Source organism: Collinsella sp. D33t1_170424_A12, assembly GCF_015554865.1.
In the GTDB taxonomy this organism is placed as follows: Bacteria; Actinomycetota; Coriobacteriia; order Coriobacteriales; family Coriobacteriaceae; genus Collinsella.
On sequence record NZ_JADNJJ010000131.1, the window covers coordinates 1 to 16,919 of the forward strand.

General features: G+C 61.5%; 7 protein-coding genes and 1 pseudogene. 1 reads left to right on the top strand and 7 read right to left on the bottom strand.

Going from position 1 to position 16,919, the window contains the following annotated elements; genetic code table 11:
* Window positions 1–642: 642 nt before the first annotated feature.
* From I2E26_RS09235 to carA, 6 genes and pseudogenes are all read right to left on the bottom strand, one after another.
* The gene (locus I2E26_RS09235; protein WP_370551454.1) at window positions 643–765 is read right to left on the bottom strand and encodes a hypothetical protein; all 123 of its coding nucleotides are present in this window, start codon (window positions 763–765) and stop codon (window positions 643–645) included.
* A 1,039-nt stretch (window positions 766–1,804) separates the two neighbouring features.
* Window positions 1,805–3,058, bottom strand: a pseudogene (locus I2E26_RS09240) (discoidin domain-containing protein); the annotation flags it as partial.
* 439 nt (window positions 3,059–3,497) lie between these two features.
* Window positions 3,498–6,353, bottom strand: coding sequence for an InlB B-repeat-containing protein (locus tag I2E26_RS09245; RefSeq protein WP_370551453.1), 2,856 nt, complete (start codon window positions 6,351–6,353; stop codon window positions 3,498–3,500).
* A gap of 36 nt (window positions 6,354–6,389) precedes the next feature.
* Entirely contained in the window at window positions 6,390–8,933 is a 2,544-nt protein-coding gene (locus I2E26_RS05715; RefSeq protein ID WP_195419956.1) for a discoidin domain-containing protein, read from the bottom strand.
* A gap of 656 nt (window positions 8,934–9,589) precedes the next feature.
* Window positions 9,590–12,886: a carbamoyl-phosphate synthase large subunit gene (gene carB, locus I2E26_RS05720; RefSeq protein WP_195419957.1), complete on the bottom strand. Its 3,297-nt coding sequence runs from the start codon at window positions 12,884–12,886 to the stop codon at window positions 9,590–9,592.
* Window positions 12,879–14,273 carry a glutamine-hydrolyzing carbamoyl-phosphate synthase small subunit gene (carA, locus tag I2E26_RS05725; protein ID WP_195419958.1) on the bottom strand — a complete coding sequence of 465 codons (1,395 nt, stop codon included), beginning with the start codon at window positions 14,271–14,273 and terminating at the stop codon, window positions 12,879–12,881. The genes carB and carA overlap by 8 nt, the downstream gene beginning before the upstream one ends.
* A gap of 409 nt (window positions 14,274–14,682) precedes the next feature.
* Here carA and I2E26_RS05730 point away from each other — a divergent pair, with 409 nt between their 5' ends.
* The gene (locus I2E26_RS05730) at window positions 14,683–15,576 is read left to right on the top strand and encodes a pyridoxamine kinase (RefSeq protein WP_195419959.1); all 894 of its coding nucleotides are present in this window, start codon (window positions 14,683–14,685) and stop codon (window positions 15,574–15,576) included.
* Window positions 15,577–15,740: 164 nt separating this feature from the next.
* Here the strand turns inward: I2E26_RS05730 and I2E26_RS05735 are convergent, their stop codons facing one another.
* On the bottom strand, window positions 15,741–16,703 hold the full coding sequence (locus I2E26_RS05735; protein WP_229056451.1) for a hypothetical protein: 963 nt from the start codon (window positions 16,701–16,703) through the stop codon (window positions 15,741–15,743).
* Window positions 16,704–16,919: the final 216 nt, after the last annotated feature.

The following is a 16,919-nucleotide window of genomic DNA, read 5'->3' on the forward strand; positions in this document are numbered from 1 at the left end:
TGAGGAAGTCGGCATTCACCAGATACTTCTCGGTGTCGAGGATAGAGTCGGAATAATAGAGCTCCCAGAACGCGGTGCCGCGCGTACCCTGCATGAACAGGTAGTTGCGGAACTGCTCGCCGTCCATGGACTTAGCCGTGATGCCCGTATCCTCTTTGCCATAGATCGGGTCATGGTTGTACACGTTGGCCAGCGGGAATTGGAACTGATGATTCTTGATGAAGTCGTAGTACACACCGTCGCGATAGGTGAGCATCGCGTTCATCTTGTCAGTAAGCTGCCCGTGGTTGTAGCGCTCGCCGCGGTCTGCGTTGCACTGCATCCACACAGAGTTGGAGAACTGCAGATACCAGGGGCTGGGGTTCACATAGCAAGTAAGTGAAATCCAGAAATTGGGCAGACCCAGCTCATCGGCACGGTCCTGTACATTGGAGAGCAGCAGGCACCACTTCTCCCACATGTCGGTCACATGGAAGTAGCCGTTGGGACCACCATACATATGCTGATGGGCCGCATCGTAACCAGCGACGTTCTCACCCGTAGCAAACGAGCCGAACTGGCCACGGTTAATAAAGCCGTCCCACTTCCAGTAGCTCACGCCGTAGTTCTCCATCATATCGATGGCGAACTCCTCGAACTTCTTCACATAACGAGTGTCGGCGACGTCGATGGAACCACCAGACTTGGAACCATTGCCGGCCTTCGTGATGATATCCGCGAGCTGACCGAAATAGTTGTAGCCGCCGCGAGGGCCAATCCACACACCGAAGCTCGAGCCGAGCTTCTTTACAAGGCTGGAAGACTCGTTCAGCGTGCCGCCGAACTTGCTGTTAATCTGCCAGAAACCAGCAGTATTTACCTCGTTAGCAGGGCCGTTGCGTTCAATATCGATCTGAGAGGTCAAGGTGTTGGCATACTGGCGATATTGATTCCAGCCATCGTCAACAACATAGTTCTCGATCGGGCGAACGCCGGTCTCAGAGAAGTTCTTATCAATGTCGTAGAACGACTTGACGATGTTCTCGTTGTTGATGCGCATCATATTGTCGAACCAGGAGTTGTACTGGATACGGAACTCGCTGGGCTCGGAGATGCTGGTGATGTAGGCGTAGAAGTCCGTCTGGATGAGATTGAGGTCGAGGGTGTTCGCATGGGTCGCACCGCTCACCGTCTGCCAGGAGACATACTCGCCTTCATCGTTCAGGCCAGTATAGGTTGCAGCGTCATCACGTGCGAAATCCTTGAAGTTCTTGCCAGACCAATAACGCGCACGACCGGTATCGCTCACGATCTGCGTATCGGCAACGGGGAACTCGGAACCGAAGAACATGCCGTTGGCATAGAACGGCTGGCCCAGGATCGACTTCTCCATGTCCATTTCAACGACGCCGCCGGCGTTCGTGGGAATGGTCCACTGCTGGGTGTCCTCGACGCCGCTCAGGTCAAGATGCTCGCCATCGATATACTTCAGGCGAATATCCTGATCCTCAGACTTTACCTCGATCCACTTGCGCATGAAGTGGTCACCGTTGTACATAACGGCCTTGAGCTCAACCGCAGCGTTACCCTCACCGAACTTGGCGGGCTCAAATGCAAAGGTGATGAGCTTACCAGTCTTCTCAACGTCCTGGATTGTGGCGGTGGTGTCCATCACAACGGGATCGCCGGCGAGCTTCATGGCAGAAGCCTTCAAGATGCCGCCGCCGGTCTCGGGTACGGAGTCGAACTTCTCCTTGAAGAGATCGAGCTCGGCGCCGGCGGCGAAACCACCGTTGCCATCGAGAACCTTGATGCCCACGTAACGACCGGTCACAGCCTCATCAAGACCGCAGTAGACCATCTTGTGGCTACCGTTGGCATAGGCGCCGGCGTAGCTAACCTCGCAAGTGTCCTTGAGGTTCTTCTCGTCGAACAGGCCTTCCTTGGTATTGGAGGCGTACACAGCGTACTTCTTGAAGTTGCCGTTGGTGGAAGCGCCCTCTTTGCGGCCTGCATAGCCGACCGTCTGGAACGCAACGTCCTTCTGAGCGTCGCCGCGATCGATCGTGATCGTCGCGGGCATGTTCACCGGCTGGCCATTTTCATAGTTGCAATGCCAGTAGGAGTTCAGATTGCCGTCGATGAGAGCCTTGATGCCCTGGCCGTCGCCAGAACCCTTATCGGAGTTGGTCGTGATGGACCACTCGCCGGCTTCGACAGCCTCGGGATGAACTATGGATTTACCAGACTCATCGAAGAAGTCAATCTCCGCGATGTTGGCAAACTTGCCGTTCATCGAGGTGTCGCCCTTATCACTCTGCCAATGGTAAGAGTCCGTTACTGCAATGCGAATCTTCTGAGCGGTAATAATGGAGGGAAGGGTAACGTCCTGCTTTCCATCCTCTTTACCCTTTTTAAATTCGCCTTCGTAGGCATCGACCCAGGCCTTGCCGTCCCACTTCTGGATCTTATAGTTCCAGATCTGGCCCGTGCAATGATAGTGAGCGGACCCGTCGTAACGGGGGACATAGCTAAACGACTTGAAGGAGCGGTTGGCACCGAAGTCAATCTCGAACCAAATGTCCTTATTGGCGGTCTCGGTAGAAGCCCAGTATGTATCGTTCTTCCCGTCAATCGCCTTGGCCGCAAGAGCCTGCTCGGTAGCATCGTAGCTCGACGCCGTCACTGTAATGTTGGCAGCCTCGGCAGCAGCACCCGACTTCACGCTCGTCAAGGGCTTCTGGGGCTCCTGGCGCGCGGCTTCGAACATGCCCTCAATGAGGAATTCCTCAGATTTTGCTCCCGGAACAATCTGGGTCTTACCCAGCTTGTTGTCGATGAGCGTCGTCTTCAGCTTTCCGTCCTTGAAGCTGAACGTTCGGGCGAATGCATCGTTGCCGATGGTGATGCTCTTGCCAGCGTCGGTCTTTACCTCAACGTTGCCGTACCCGGACGCCGCAAACGCGGGGGCCGAGAAGCCGAGGATACCGACCATGGCAGCGGTTGCTGCAGCCGACATAAATGTGCACCGTTTCATTCGCACCTCCCTTCTCCTTTGGAGGCTCGAGCATGGGTTCATGCACCCCCAGCGCCTTTCGGCATAAGCCCCCAACTTATAAAAACATCTCAACAGTACCAAGTCGCTCCATCAACCCTTCGGCAAACGTCCAGGAGCCCCGCAGGCGGCCTCTTTTCCGCTGTGAACGGTCTTCAACTGGTATGTACCAGATAACGTGTTCGAAGCATTGACCTTATCTTTTGTAAACTGGTATTAATTTTTAAAACAGGTAACGGTTACACAGAACCACCCGGGGCGACCCCTCCGATATCGCTTACATAAAAAAGCCCCCCGCATCGATCTCCTAAAAGACAGATGCGGGGGGCTTCCGTGCGAGGCACCCTCGGATGGAGGCCCTCATCACATGCGAGAGGGTGATTATGTCGCCAGATCAAGGCCCCCATCGAAGGACGCCTCGCACGGGTGGGAAGCCAAGGCTCCCCACCCTTCAATCAAAGCACTAGCGGCGGCGCTTCACAACAGCACTAGCGCCAAGCGCGGCAACACCGGCAAGGGATGCAGCCGCGAGCGCGATCATCGAGGGATCGCCCGTCTGAACGAGCGAGCCGTTCGAACCCGGCTTGCCAGAGGGCTTGCCGCCCTGGTCAGTCGGCTTGTCCGAGGGGTTCTCGGGCTTGACGTCCGGCTTCTCGCCGGGCTTGTCCGGGTTGGTGCCCGGATCCTGGGCCTTCTCCCACGTGGCGGTAAGAACCAGGTCGCCCTTCACAGCGGCATCGAAATCGTACGCCGCGTCGCCGTTGAACCAGCCCCTGAAGACGTAGCCCTCGCGGGTGGGATCGGCGGGCTTGGCAACCTTCTGGCCCTCGAGGACCTTCACCGTTGCGGTCTCCATACCCTCGTAACCATAGTCAAAGGTCACGGTGTACTCAACCGGCTGGGGATCGGGCTTGACGAGCTCGAGCGCGTCGATGGCAGCCTTCAGCGCCTCACGAGCGTTGATGACATAGCTCATAGGCTTGTCGGTCGCGCCGCCCTCGATGGTTGCCACGACCTCCTTGGCAGCAGCCAGCGGGGCCTTCAGATCCTCGATGGAGTCGGACGTGTAGTCGTCCTTATTCTCCAGCGCGGTCTCGGCCTGGGCGATGAGGGCCTTCAGGCCAGCCAGGCCATACGGATCGGCGGAAAGGCGGGCGCCCATAACCTGGAGCTCCACGATGTGGTTCTCCTTGCCGCCGTCCTTCACGCCATGGCCATACAGGCGCATATAGCGAGCCTTCACGGGCTTATCGCCCTCGGCGTCGCCGTACAGCACCTTGCCGTTGGAAGACTCGGCGTACAAGGCGTCGCCCGTAAGCTTGCCCTCGCCAAGGCCGTACAGATCCTGGTCGCCAGAGTAGTAGAGAACCTGGGCGTCGGAGAAGTCTGCCTTATTTGCAACCACGACGGCGGTGCCGTTGTAGGTACGGCTATCCTGCCAATAGCGCCACAGGTTCACAGCGTCGATGCGGCACGTCTCGCCAAGGTCGAGCTCCATATAAGAGCCGGCGGCCTTATTGTCGTTACCGAAGATGGCGTAGCTGCCGGTATTGATCCTGCCGTCGGTGGCAACGGACAGCGGGCTTCCACTATTGGTAACCGGGGTATCGGTGGCACCATCGACCCAGGCGGCGGAGAGCTCGGCCCCGGTGGCAAGGTTCATCACCGTGCGCGGAATGAGCTTGCCATAGGCCTCGAGCAGGTTGTCATACGCCTCGGCCTTAGCAGCGGCATCCGTGCCCGCAAGGGCCTTCTTACCGGCCGCGAGCAGGGCGTCCATGCCTGCGGCGTTCCAGGACTCCTCGGTGAAGCTACCCTTCTCCGATTCGATCTTGGCGATCAGCTCGGCCAACGGGGAGGCGGGCACCTCGTCGTAACCCAAAGACGTGTTGTACACGACAACGTTGCTAGCATCGGAACCGGCGACGATCTTACCAGCCTTCATGGGAACGAAGGCCTTCTCGGCATCGTAGTTGGAGCCGGCGATCTTGCCGTCAACGTAGATCTTCACCATGCCGTTATTCTCGCGAACACCGGTGATGACGTTGTCGCCCTCGACAAGCGCAACGTCAGCCGTGGCGGATACGCCCGCAACTGTGAAGACGGCCTTGCCCTCGGCGTTCACGGACAGGGACCACTGATCGCCCTGAGACAGCACGGTGGCGTTCTTCAGCGCACCGTCGACCGTGGCGGTCGCGGCAAAGCCGTTGTCGCCCTCGATGCTGCGCTTGGCAGCGGAGAGCTCGGCCTTTGCAGCCAGCTTCTCAGCCTTGGCTGCAACGCCGTCGGCGTAGTGCTTGGCGTCGAGGGAGCCCTCGAGCTTGTTGTTCGCCGAGTCGATGCCGGCAACGGCCTTGACCTCAACGGTCGCGTCGTCGGACATGGCCTCGGACAGCGTGATATCGAAGGTCTTCAGGTCGGCATAGGCCTTGACAGCGTCCTTGCCCAGCTCGACCTTCTTACCGTCGACGGTCACCTCGAAGCCCGCGCCGGCAACGTGCTCGGAAGCCTGAACGCGAACGGTCGTGCTGTTCTCAACGGAGATGTTCGACAGCGCGGGAGCGGTCTTGTCAGCCTTCTGGCTGAGGTGCCAGATCTGTACCTCGCCCGGCTTGAGGGCCACCTCGACGGTGGAGCCAGCGGCAAAAGAGTCAGCAGACTCCGCGATGGCGTCACCGTTGGCGGTATAGGAGTGATCGATCACCTTGTGCCAGGTGCCCTTGGCCTTCGCGCCAATGGCATCGTCCAGCTTGAAGGAGATGGTCTTGTTCTGGGCAGACGGGTTGCGCATCGAGATGATGCCCTCGGTGCCCTCGATGTTGAAGCCGGCAAAGCCGTATGCATCCTGCGTGCCGGCAGCCTGGCTCACGCCGCCATCGAGCGTAGCGGTGGTGTCGGGGTTGCCTCCGATCATCTTCGCGTTGCGAAGTATGTCGAAGTTGCCCTCCTCCCATGCGAGGAAGTCGGCATTGATGAGGTACTTCTCCTCATCGAACAGCGAATCGGAGTAGTAGAGCTCCCAGAACGCGGTACCGCGCGTACCCTGCATGAACATGTAGTTGCGGAACTGCTCGCCGTTCATAGAGGCGGCGGTGATGCCGGTGCCCTCTTTGCCGTAGATGGGATCGTGGTTGTACACGTTAGCCAGCGGGAACTGGAACTCGTGCTTCTCCACGAAGTCGTAGTAGCAGCCGTCGCGATAGGTGAGCATATTGTCCATCTTGTTGTTCAGGACGGAGTTCCAACGCTCGCCGCGGTCGGCAACGCACTGCAGCCACACGGAGTTGGACCACTGCAGGAACCAGGGGCTCGGGTTCACATAGCAGGTCAGCGAGATCCACAGGTCCTCGATGCTCTAGGCGTCGGCGGTATCCCACACGCGCTCGAACAGGACGATCCACTTCTCCCACAGGTCGGTGGCATGGAAGTAGCCATGGGGGCCACCGTACATATGATGATGGTTCTCGTCGTAGCCCACAACGCCGTCACCGGAAGCAAAGGTGCCGTACTGGCCACCATCGGCGAAGCCGTCCCACTTCCAGTAGTTGACGCCGTAGTCCTCCATCCACTTCACGGCCATGTCGCTGAAGTTGTCGACATATCGCTGGTCGGCAACGTCGATGGAGCCGCCGGCCGCGGAGCCCTTGCCCGCAGCCTGGATGATGTTAGCCAGGTTGCCGTTGTAGTTATAACCACCACGCGGGCCGATCCACACGCCGAAGTTGGAGCCAAGCTTGTTCACGAGCTCGGAGGAGGGCGTAAGGCCCTCGGGGAACTTGTTGTTGAACTGCCAGAAGCCTTCGGTGTTCACACCGAGCTTGCCGCCGAGGGGGCCGTTGCGGCGCAGATCGTCACCAGAGGTGTACTGGCTCTCGGTCTGACGGTACTGGTTCCAGCCGTCGTCCACGACATAGGACTCCAGCGGACGCACGCCCGTCTCGGACAGGTGCTTGTCCACGGCCTGGAAGGACTCGATGATGTTCTCGTCGTCGATGAACATCATGTTATCGAACCAGGAGTTGTACTGGATGCGGAACTCGCTCGGCTTGGAGATGCTCGTGATATAGGCGAAGAAGTCGCTCTGAATGAGGTTCATATCGGAACCATCGGAGTGCGTGGCGCCGCACACCGTCTGCCAGGAGACGTACTTGCCATCGGTGGTGAGCTGGTTATCGCGCTTGAAGTCCTCGAAATTCTTACCGGTCCAGTAACGGGAGCGGCCCAGGCCGTCCGCAATCTGGGTATCGGTCTCGGGGAACTCGGAGCCAACAAACATGCCGTTGATGTAGATGGGCTGGCCAAGCGTCGCCTTGGCGGCATCCATGGCTACAACGCCGGAGTTCTTGGGGATAGACCAGGTCTTGTCGCCTTCCTTGGTAACAAGGTGCTCGCCGTCGATGAAGTTGATGCGAGCGGTCTTGTCCTCAAGCTTCACCTCGAGGAACTTGCGCATGAAGTGGTCGCCGTCGTACATGACGACCTTCTCCACCACGGTACCGTTGCCATTGCCGAACTGGGCGGGAGCAAAGGTGAAGGTGATCATCTTGCCCGGCTTGTCGGCGGTATCGGAAACCTCGGTCTTCTGCAGCTCGAGCTTGCTGGAAACAAAGCCCTTCGCCTCGCCCTCGGGAACCGACGTGAACTTCTCGGCATACAGATCGATCTCGGAGCCAGCCGCGAAGTTGCCGTTTGCGCCCTCGGTGACGCGGAAGCCCACATAGCGACCATTCTGGGCCTCGTTAAGGCCGAAGTAGATCATCTTGGGGGTCTGTCCGTCGTATGCGCCGGCGTAGTCGACCTTGAAGGAGCCCTTCTTGTTGGCGGCTTCATAGAGCTTGGCCTTGTCGTTGGAGACGTAGAGTTCGAACTTCTTGACGTTGCCGTTCGAGGCCGCGCTGCCCTTGCGGCCGGCGTAGCCCACCGTCTGGAAGGAGGAGCTTGCACCCTGGCCACGGTCGATGGTGATATCGACCGGCATCTTGCTCTGGTTGCCGGTGCCGTTCTCGTTGTAACGAGAATGGAAGTACGTGTCGAAGTTGCCGTCGATCAGCGCAGCGGCACCGCCGCCGTCGCCATTCTGCACGGAATTGGCCTCGGCGGTCCAGTTGGCGGCAGCCGTGGAGGTGAGAACACTCTCGCCAGCAGCGTTCTTCGCATCGAACTCGGCAACGTTGATCGCCGTGTTGGCCTTATTGGCATCCCAGTGATGAGACTCGGTTGCCTTCAGGCGCAACGCGGTGGTCTTGACAGCGTCCTTGAGCTCGACCGTGGTCTTGCCGGATGCGTTGAAATCGCCCTTGGAAGCCTCGACCCACTGGTCACCCTTCTTGTACTCAAGGACATACTTCTTGATACGGCCGGTGCAATCCCAGTTATTGCCGTTTGCGACGCGCGGCGTGTACTCGAAGGACTTGACCGTCTTCTCGCCGCCGAAGTTGACGACCAGCCACTGGCCGCCGGCGGTATCGACGGAGCACCAATACGTAGCAGGATTGCCATCGATGGCGTTCGCCGCGGCATTGCCCTCCTCCTGCATCGTCGAGGAAACCTCGACCGTGGCGCGCGAAACGGCGCCACCCTGGGGCTTGACGCTCGTAAGCGCCTTATCGGGCTCTACACGCGTGCTCTCGGCGAGCTGCTCGATGTAGAACTCCTCGGAACCGTCTTGCGGAGCAAGCTTGGAACCGCCGAGAATGTTGTTGATCTCGGTCGTCTTCAGTTTGTTCCCGGCAGTGCTGAATGTACGAGAAAGAGCGCCGTTACCGATGGTGATGCTATCGCCACCCTGCTTAACGGTCACCGCGCCGTAACCGGAACCCGCCGCAAAAACGGGAGCCGAGAAACCAAGCACGCCAACCATAGCAACGGCCGCAGCTACTGCAAATCTACCTCGCCTCATTCGCACCTCCTTTCCACTCGGGAGGACCGACGCCCTGCGGCATCGCTCTCGGTGCGGTCGCCGCATCGAGACATACATCCCCCAGCTTATAAACCCACCCAGCATATACGTAAATGGAACCATGTTCGGCGAACGGTAATATCTCGGCAGTGAACGGTATTCTTTTTTCGATAAACGGTGTGTCAACTGGTTATAACCAGAGACCAAATCAGTCATTTAACCTTACACTATTTCTAACTGGTATGAACCTATAGCACAAACTCTTGAACATATGTAGGGAAATTTTGCTGACTACCACCCTTTTAACGGCCAAATGAGGGCGAAAGGACGGACGGTCGGGCTACAATACCGAACGCCTCCCGCTTTTCCGCAGCCCCTTTCGGACTAAAAGCGGGAGGCGTTTTCGTATGGGCTTGGAGCACGAGGCCCGGCCCGGCTTGCCGTCGGAAATCCGCGCAAGCGCGGCGCCCGACGGCTTTTCTCACAGCGAGGCCGCGCGGGGACTGCCAGGAAAAGTGCCTGTCCCCTTTCCGAGAGGGGCGGCGAAAAAGGAGGGGGCCGACCCGGAAGCCGGCCCCCTCGCGTCGGGATATGTCCGTGCTCAGAAAAGTGCCTGTCCCTTTTCTGAGCATGTCCCTTTTCTGAGCGCGCCTGCGCTACGCCAGGTCCTGCAGGGCGATCGGGCTCATGCCGTCCGTCGCGGCCTCGCACGTATGGGAGGCGCGCTCGGCCTCGAGGGCGGCCACGAAGGCGTTGGCGGCCGAGAGCGCCGTCACGCAGGTCACGCCGCGGCGCACGGCTTCGGTGCGGAGCTTGTAGCCGTCGCCGCGCGAGCCCGGGCCATAGGGGATGTTGATCATGAAGGCGATCTCGTCGCGCGCCACCAGGTCGAGCACGTTGGGATGCTCGCCGTTGCGCGGGCCGCTCACCTTCTCCACCACCTCGCAGGGAACGTTGCCGCCGCGCAGGACGCGTGCCGTTCCCTCGGTGGAGCAGATCTGGAATCCCAGGTAGCGCAGGATGCGCGCGACCGAGAGGATATGGCGCTTATCGCGGTCGCACACCGAGATGAACACGCTGCCGTCGGCCGGCGTGGGCAGCGCGTAGTCGATCGCCAGCTGCGTCTTCGCATACGCCTCGGGATAGCTGCGCGCGATGCCCATGACCTCGCCCGTCGACTTCATCTCGGGGCCCAGCACCACCTCGGCGCCCGGGAAGCGGCCCCACGGCATCACGGCCTCCTTCATGCAGAACCAGTCGAGGGCGCGCTCGTCGCTGGGAAGCCCCAGGTCGGCGATGCGCTCGCCCGCCATGATGCGCGCCGCCATCTTGGCCAGCGGCACACCCGTCGCCTTGGAGATGAACGGCACCGTGCGGCTCGCACGCGGGTTCGCCTCGATCACGTAGATGGTCTCGCCCTTGATGGCGTACTGCACGTTCACCAGACCGCGCACGCCCAGCGCCCGGGCGATGCGGCGCGTGGCCTCGCGCAGCTTCGCCTGGAGCGACTCGGAGAACGAGAACGGCGGGATGCACGTCGCGGAGTCGCCGGAGTGGATGCCAGCTTCCTCGATGTGCTCGAGGATGCCGCCGATGTAGACATCCTCGCCGTCGCACAGGGCGTCCACGTCGGACTCGATGGCCCCCTCGAGGAACCGGTCGAGATACACGGGGTAGTCGGGCGAGATGCGGGCGGCCTCGGCCATGTACTCGCGCAGGTGCTCGGCATCGTAGGCGATCATCATGCCGCGACCGCCCAGCACGTAGCTGGGACGCACGAGCAGCGGATACCCGATGCGGGCGGCCACGGCTTCGGCCTCTTCGAACGAGGTGGCCATGCCGGCCGGCGGATACATGATGCCCAGGCGGTCGAGTACCGCGCTGAAGCGCTCGCGATCCTCGGCGAGGTCGATGGCGGTGGGCTGCGTGCCCATGATGCGCACGCCGGAATCCTGCAGCATGCGCGCAAGCTTGAGCGGGGTCTGGCCGCCCAGGGTCACCACCACGCCGTCGGGACGCTCCACGTCGATCACGTCCATGACGTCCTCATAGGTGAGCGGTTCGAAGTACAGGCGATCGCTCGTGTCGTAGTCGGTGGACACGGTCTCGGGGTTGCAGTTCACCATGATGGTCTCGAAGCCCTGCGCGGCCAGCGCGTAGCTCGCGTGCACGCAGCAGTAATCGAACTCGATACCCTGGCCGATGCGGTTGGGGCCCGCGCCCAAGATCATGGCCTTGGGCTTGGAGCACGGCGCCACCTCGTCCGGCGACACGGCGCGGCGTGCATCCTCGCCCGCTCGCATGAGGTTCTCGTAGGTCTTGTAGTGATACTGCGTCTCGCTCGAGAACTCAGCGGCGCACGTATCAACCGTCTTCATGCTGGGCAGCACGCCCAGGCCCTTGCGGTAGGCGCGCACGAACCGCTCGTCGCTACCCGTAAGGAGCGCGATCTCCGCGTCGCTGGCACCGTACTGCTTAAGCAGGCGCATCGCATCGGCGTCGATATCCTCCACGCGCAGGCCGCGCACGGCCTCGCGGACGGCCATCATGTCGGCGATGCGCGCCAGGTACCACGGGTCGATGCGCGTGAGCTCGTGCACGCGGTCCACGCCCCAGCCGCGACGCAGCGCCTCGGCCACCGCGAAGATACGGTGCTCCGTGGGCACGCCCACCTGCTGCTCGACCTCGGCGTCGGAAAGCTGCGACAGGTCGTCGCGCCGCGTGCCCAACAGGCCCGCGTGTCCGTCTTCCAGCGAGCGCATGGCCTTGCCAAACGCCTCCTCGAACGTGCGGCCGATCGCCATAACCTCGCCCACCGCCTTCATACGGGTGGACAGGGTGGTATCGGTTCCCTTGAACTTCTCGAAGGCGAAGCGCGGCGCCTTCACCACGCAGTAGTCGATCGAGGGCTCGAAGCACGCCGGCGTGGCGCGGGTGATGTCGTTGGTGATCTCGTCCAGCGTATAGCCGACGGCCAGGCGCGCCGCGGCCTTGGCGATGGGGAAGCCCGTCGCCTTGGATGCAAGCGCCGAGCTGCGGCTCACGCGGGGGTTCATCTCGATCACGATGAGACGCCCGGTCTGGGGATTCACGGCGAACTGCACGTTGGAGCCGCCGGTCTCTACGCCCACCTTCTCGAGAATCGCCAGCGATGCCACGCGCATGCGCTGGTACTCCAGATCGGACAGCGTCTGGGCCGGCGCCACGGTGATGGAGTCGCCGGTGTGCACGCCCATGGGATCGAGGTTCTCGATGGAGCACACGATGATGCCGTTGCCCGCATGGTCGCGCATGACCTCCATCTCGTACTCTTTCCAGCCGATGATGGATTCCTCAACCAGCACCTCGCCGGCGGGCGACAGCTCCAAACCCTGGCTCACGATCTCTACCAGTTCATCGGCCGTGTGCGCGATACCGCCGCCCGCGCCGCCCAGGGTGAAGCTCGGACGCAGCACGCACGGATACCCCACGCGCTCGGCGATGGCCAGCGCATCCTCCACCGAATAGGCGTAGCCGGAGCGCGCCACTTCCAAACCGAGCTCCGCCATGGCCTCGTTGAAGAGCTTGCGGTCCTCGCCGCGCTCGATGGCCGCCAGGTCGCAGCCGATCATCTCGACGCCGCAGCGATCGAGGACGCCGGCCTTCGCCAGGTCGACGGCGGCGTTCAGGCCGGTCTGGCCGCCCAGCGTGGGCAGCAGCGCATCGGGGCGCTCGCGCTCGATGATGCGCTCGATGAACTCGGGCGTGATGGGCTCCACGTACGTGCGGTCTGCCAGGTCGGGGTCGGTCATGATGGTGGCCGGGTTGGAGTTGACCAGCACGACCTCGTATCCGTCTTCCTTCAGGACCTTGCAGGCCTGGGCACCCGAGTAGTCGAACTCGCACGCCTGGCCGATCACGATGGGACCGGAGCCGATGACCAGGATCTTCTTGATGTCGGTACGCTTAGGCATGCTGGGCCTCCTCGCCAAACGCCCAACCGGCAAGGCGGTCGGCCGCGCTATCGATGTTCAGGTAATCCGCGTCGCCATTCATGAGATGCGAGAACGCGGTAAAGAGATAGTGCGAGTCGGTTGGCCCCGGCGCCGCTTCGGGGTGGTACTGCACGCTGAACGCGGGGACGTCCAACAGCTGGATACCCTCGGCGGTACCGTCGTTGAGGTTCACATGCGTCAGGCGGATGCGCCCGAAGCGCTCGTTCTCCACCACGGGAGCCACGCCGCGCTCCACCCAGAAGCGCAGGTCGCCGTCGGCGGGATGCTCCGTCACGCCTCCCGAGAGCTCCGGCACGAGCGCGCCCAGGCTGGGCAATACCAATCCGAACCCGTGGTTTTGCGCGGTTATCTCCACGCGGCGCGTCAGCAGGTTCATAACGGGCTGGTTGCCGCCGCGATGGCCGAACTTGAGCTTCTCGATCTGCGCGCCGGCAGCAAGGCTGATCATCTGATGTCCCAGGCAGATGCCGAACACCGGCACCGCGCCCAAAAGCTTCTGCACCTGCGCGTACGTCCCCTCGACGGCATCCGGGTCGCCCGGGCCGTTGGAGAGGAACACGCCATCGGGATGCAGGGCCAGCACGTCCTCGGCAGGCGTATCCCACGGAACGACCGTGAGGCGGCAGCCCGCCAGCGCGAGATTCTCCAGGATGCCGCGCTTCACGCCGCAGTCGTACACCACCACGTGGTGGCGTGCAGGCGCAGCGGGTGCCAGCGAGAATGCTCGCGAGGACGCCAGCGCCTCGACATCGAGGTCGAAGGAGGCGCGACAGCTCACGGTTTCGACCAGGTTCTGCCCCACCAGGTCGGGAGCGGCGTCGAGCGCGGCGCGCAGCTCCGCCGCGGCGGCGAACTCCGTGGATACCACGCCCTTCTGGGCGCCGGTCTCGCGCAGATGACGCACGAGCGCGCGGGTGTCCACGCCCTCGATGGCCACGATGCCGTGGCGCTCGAGGTAGGCGGGCACGCTGGTTACGGAGCGCCAGTTCGAGGGCGTGCGGCACATATCGCGCACCACCATCGCCCGCAGCGCAGGCGCTGCCGGGGCGTCCGGCGCGCACGAGAGCTGCGCGTCCGCCTCGTCGATACCGTAGTTGCCAATTTGAGGATAGGTCATCGTTACGATCTGACCTGCATAGGAGGGGTCGGTCAACACCTCGAAATACCCCTCGAGCGACGTGTTGAAGCACACCTCGCCCACCGCCGTTCCGCTCGCGCCGCAGCTCCTGCCGTAGAACATCGTACCGTCGCTCAGCATGAGGACGGCGGGCTGCGTCGCACCCTTGGTGGTTGCGCCGAGCATGGCGGATGCAAGGGCGCTGCCCCTGCGATGGTTCGCCTTCATAAGCATCTCCTTTTCGGTCTCTCCGTACCGGTTTAAAGGCCCTTTTGGCTCGGGGTATTCTAGCCCATACTCCCTCTAATTGGTATGAGTATTCTTATTTATACAGAAATTGATTCGTAGTGGTACGTTATATACAAATGATATGGTCATTCTCTGGTCTTTTCTCTACATTTCAAAGCATCCCGGCATATGCATGCATCCCATCGCATATCACGGGCCTCGTTGCTCGCATACAATGCATCATTGTTCCCGCGCGCCGTCCCGGCTTGCGGACGGGCCAAGCGGGATATGACCAACCGATCGCCCCCAATCGGCTCGAACATCGAAATTCCCGTAGCGCCGAGCGCTAAAAGCACTATGCTTGAAAGCACGCTGGTCCATTAGTCCGCGAGAGAAAGAAGGCATCACCATGTCTACTCCTTCCAGCACCACCTCGACAGCCCTCTACAAGCGCACGGGCGCCTATATCCCCCGCGTCGCCGCCGTACACGATATGTGCGGCTACGGGAAATGCTCGCTCGGCGTTGCCATCCCCGTGCTGTCCGCCGCAGGAATCGATGTGTGCCCCGTGCCCACGGCCCTGTTTTCGGCACACACCAAGTTCCCCCTTTTCTACATGCATGACACCACCGATATACTGCAGGACTACCTCGATGCCTGGCAGCACATCGGCGTCGAGCTCGACGGCGTGTACTCAGGCTTCCTGGGATCCGCCGAACAGGTCCACGTGATCCAGCGCCTCTACTACGACTATCCCGATGCGCTGCGCATCGTCGACCCCGTCATGGGCGACGCCGGAGAGATGTACCCCACGTACACCAAGGAGCTCTGCGACGCCATGGCGGACCTGGTCAACGGCGCCGACATTCTCACGCCCAACCTCACCGAGGCCTCTCTCCTCACCGGCATCCCCTACCGGGGACAGGATGTGGACCACGCATTCATCCAGCGCAACGTCGACGCCCTGCTCGAAATGGGCGCCAAGACCGTCGTCATCAAGGGCGTCGTCCATGAGGGCGAATCCGTCATCCGCAACTACTTCGCCGACGCCTCCATCGACGATGGCGCGATCCAGGAGGTCGAAAGCGAGCTGCTGCCCTATATGCTGCACGGTACGGGGGACCTCTTCGCCAGCGCGCTCACCGCGGCCGTCTATGCAGGGCGCACGCTGCGTGAAGCGGTCGAATTCGCCGGCTCCCTGGTGTGCGACGCCATGCGCATCACGCGCGAGCAGCCCGACTTCGAGGAGCGCGGCGTGTCGTTCGAGCCCACGCTCGGCCAGGTGGCGGGGCTGCTGTCCTAGCGGACGTCGCCGACGCGCACACGCTGCGAAACAGCGCATCCTCACGACGAGAGCTCCTCGGCATATTGAACCGCCTCCCATTTTTCGCGTCCAAGAAATGGGAGGCGGTTCACATATCGCCAAGGGGCTCTCGTTTTCATCTCCATAGCACCAGGCCGGCGTTGCTAATTCCTGCGCTCGGCTTCGGGAATCACATCCTGGACGTCCTTCTCGCGCGAGCCGCCGCGGAAGATCTCCGAGCCATGCAGCATGCGCTCGCGCTGCATCTCAAGACGCTCCTCCTGCACCTGATTCTGGGTGATGCCGCCGCTCTCGATCAGGCTGCTCACCGAGTTGACCTGCTCCTGGATCTTGGAGGCCGTAGGCGCGTCCATGCCCACGATCTTGAGCTTCCAATCGATGTAGCTCGAATAGGGCGACGGCTCCTTGGTCCAGATGAACGTGAGGATGGTCTTTCGCGTGCCGGATGCCGGAATGAAGCCGAACATGCGGTCGTGCGCATAGCTTCCATCGCGGTTCACCAGCGCGCACACGTTGTATACCACGCGGTCGATCTTATCGTTGAGCAGGGCGTTGGTAGCCAGGGCGGCCGCCTGGATCTGGGAATTGGACAGCAGCTCGAGCTCGTTGGCAGAATCGGTATCGACCACCGTGACCTCGACCGTTCCGCTGCGCTCGTCGGCCTCGTCCACATTGAAGGTCGAGGGGAACTGCGTAAAGCCCTTGCCCCATTCCACGCCGCTCTCCATAGCGTGCTCGACCGTGTAGCGGTCGACGTTCTCCGAGAGGTTGGCCGTGTTGAGACGACGGTTCACGCCGTAGACGATCTGCATGCCCAGTACGAAGAAGAGCACGCCGAAAATCACCAGCGCGCCGGTGCGCGAGATGGTCTTGCCGACGTTCGATCCCGAGGGATCCTCTTCGGATAGCGGGTCGATGGCGGCTCGACGGGCACGTCGCGACCGCTTGTCGTTTTCCGCCAAGCCCGCCACGGCTTCGTCGCCGCCCCGCCTGCGGGCGCGGGCGAACAGGGAGCGACGGCGCTCCCTGTTTTTCTTTCTATCGGGATCGAGCACGCCGGATTCGTCCAGCTCGGAAAAGAGCTCGACTACCTCTTCGTCGGTCATTTGATCCTTTTTCGCCATATTCTGCCTAACGTCTTGCTTGCGCTACGCCTCGTGCGCGCGCACGCCTTCAAACTGCATTCGATAGTAACGGGCGTACGTACCGCCGCGAGCGAGAAGCTCCTCGTGCGTGCCACGTTCCACGACCTTGCCATGTTCCACCGTCGCGATCTCGTCGGCGTTCTTAATGGTCGAAAGACGGTGCGCGATGATGATCGT

Coding starts and splice junctions, on each gene's coding strand:
- carB (WP_195419957.1), bottom strand. CDS start 12,886: ATGCCTAAGCGTACCGACATCAAGAAGATCCTGGTCATCGGCTCCGGT.
- I2E26_RS05730 (WP_195419959.1), top strand. CDS start 14,683: ATGTCTACTCCTTCCAGCACCACCTCGACAGCCCTCTACAAGCGCACG.
- I2E26_RS05715 (WP_195419956.1), bottom strand. CDS start 8,933: ATGAGGCGAGGTAGATTTGCAGTAGCTGCGGCCGTTGCTATGGTTGGC.
- I2E26_RS05735 (WP_229056451.1), bottom strand. CDS start 16,703: ATGACCGACGAAGAGGTAGTCGAGCTCTTTTCCGAGCTGGACGAATCC.
- carA (WP_195419958.1), bottom strand. CDS start 14,273: ATGAAGGCGAACCATCGCAGGGGCAGCGCCCTTGCATCCGCCATGCTC.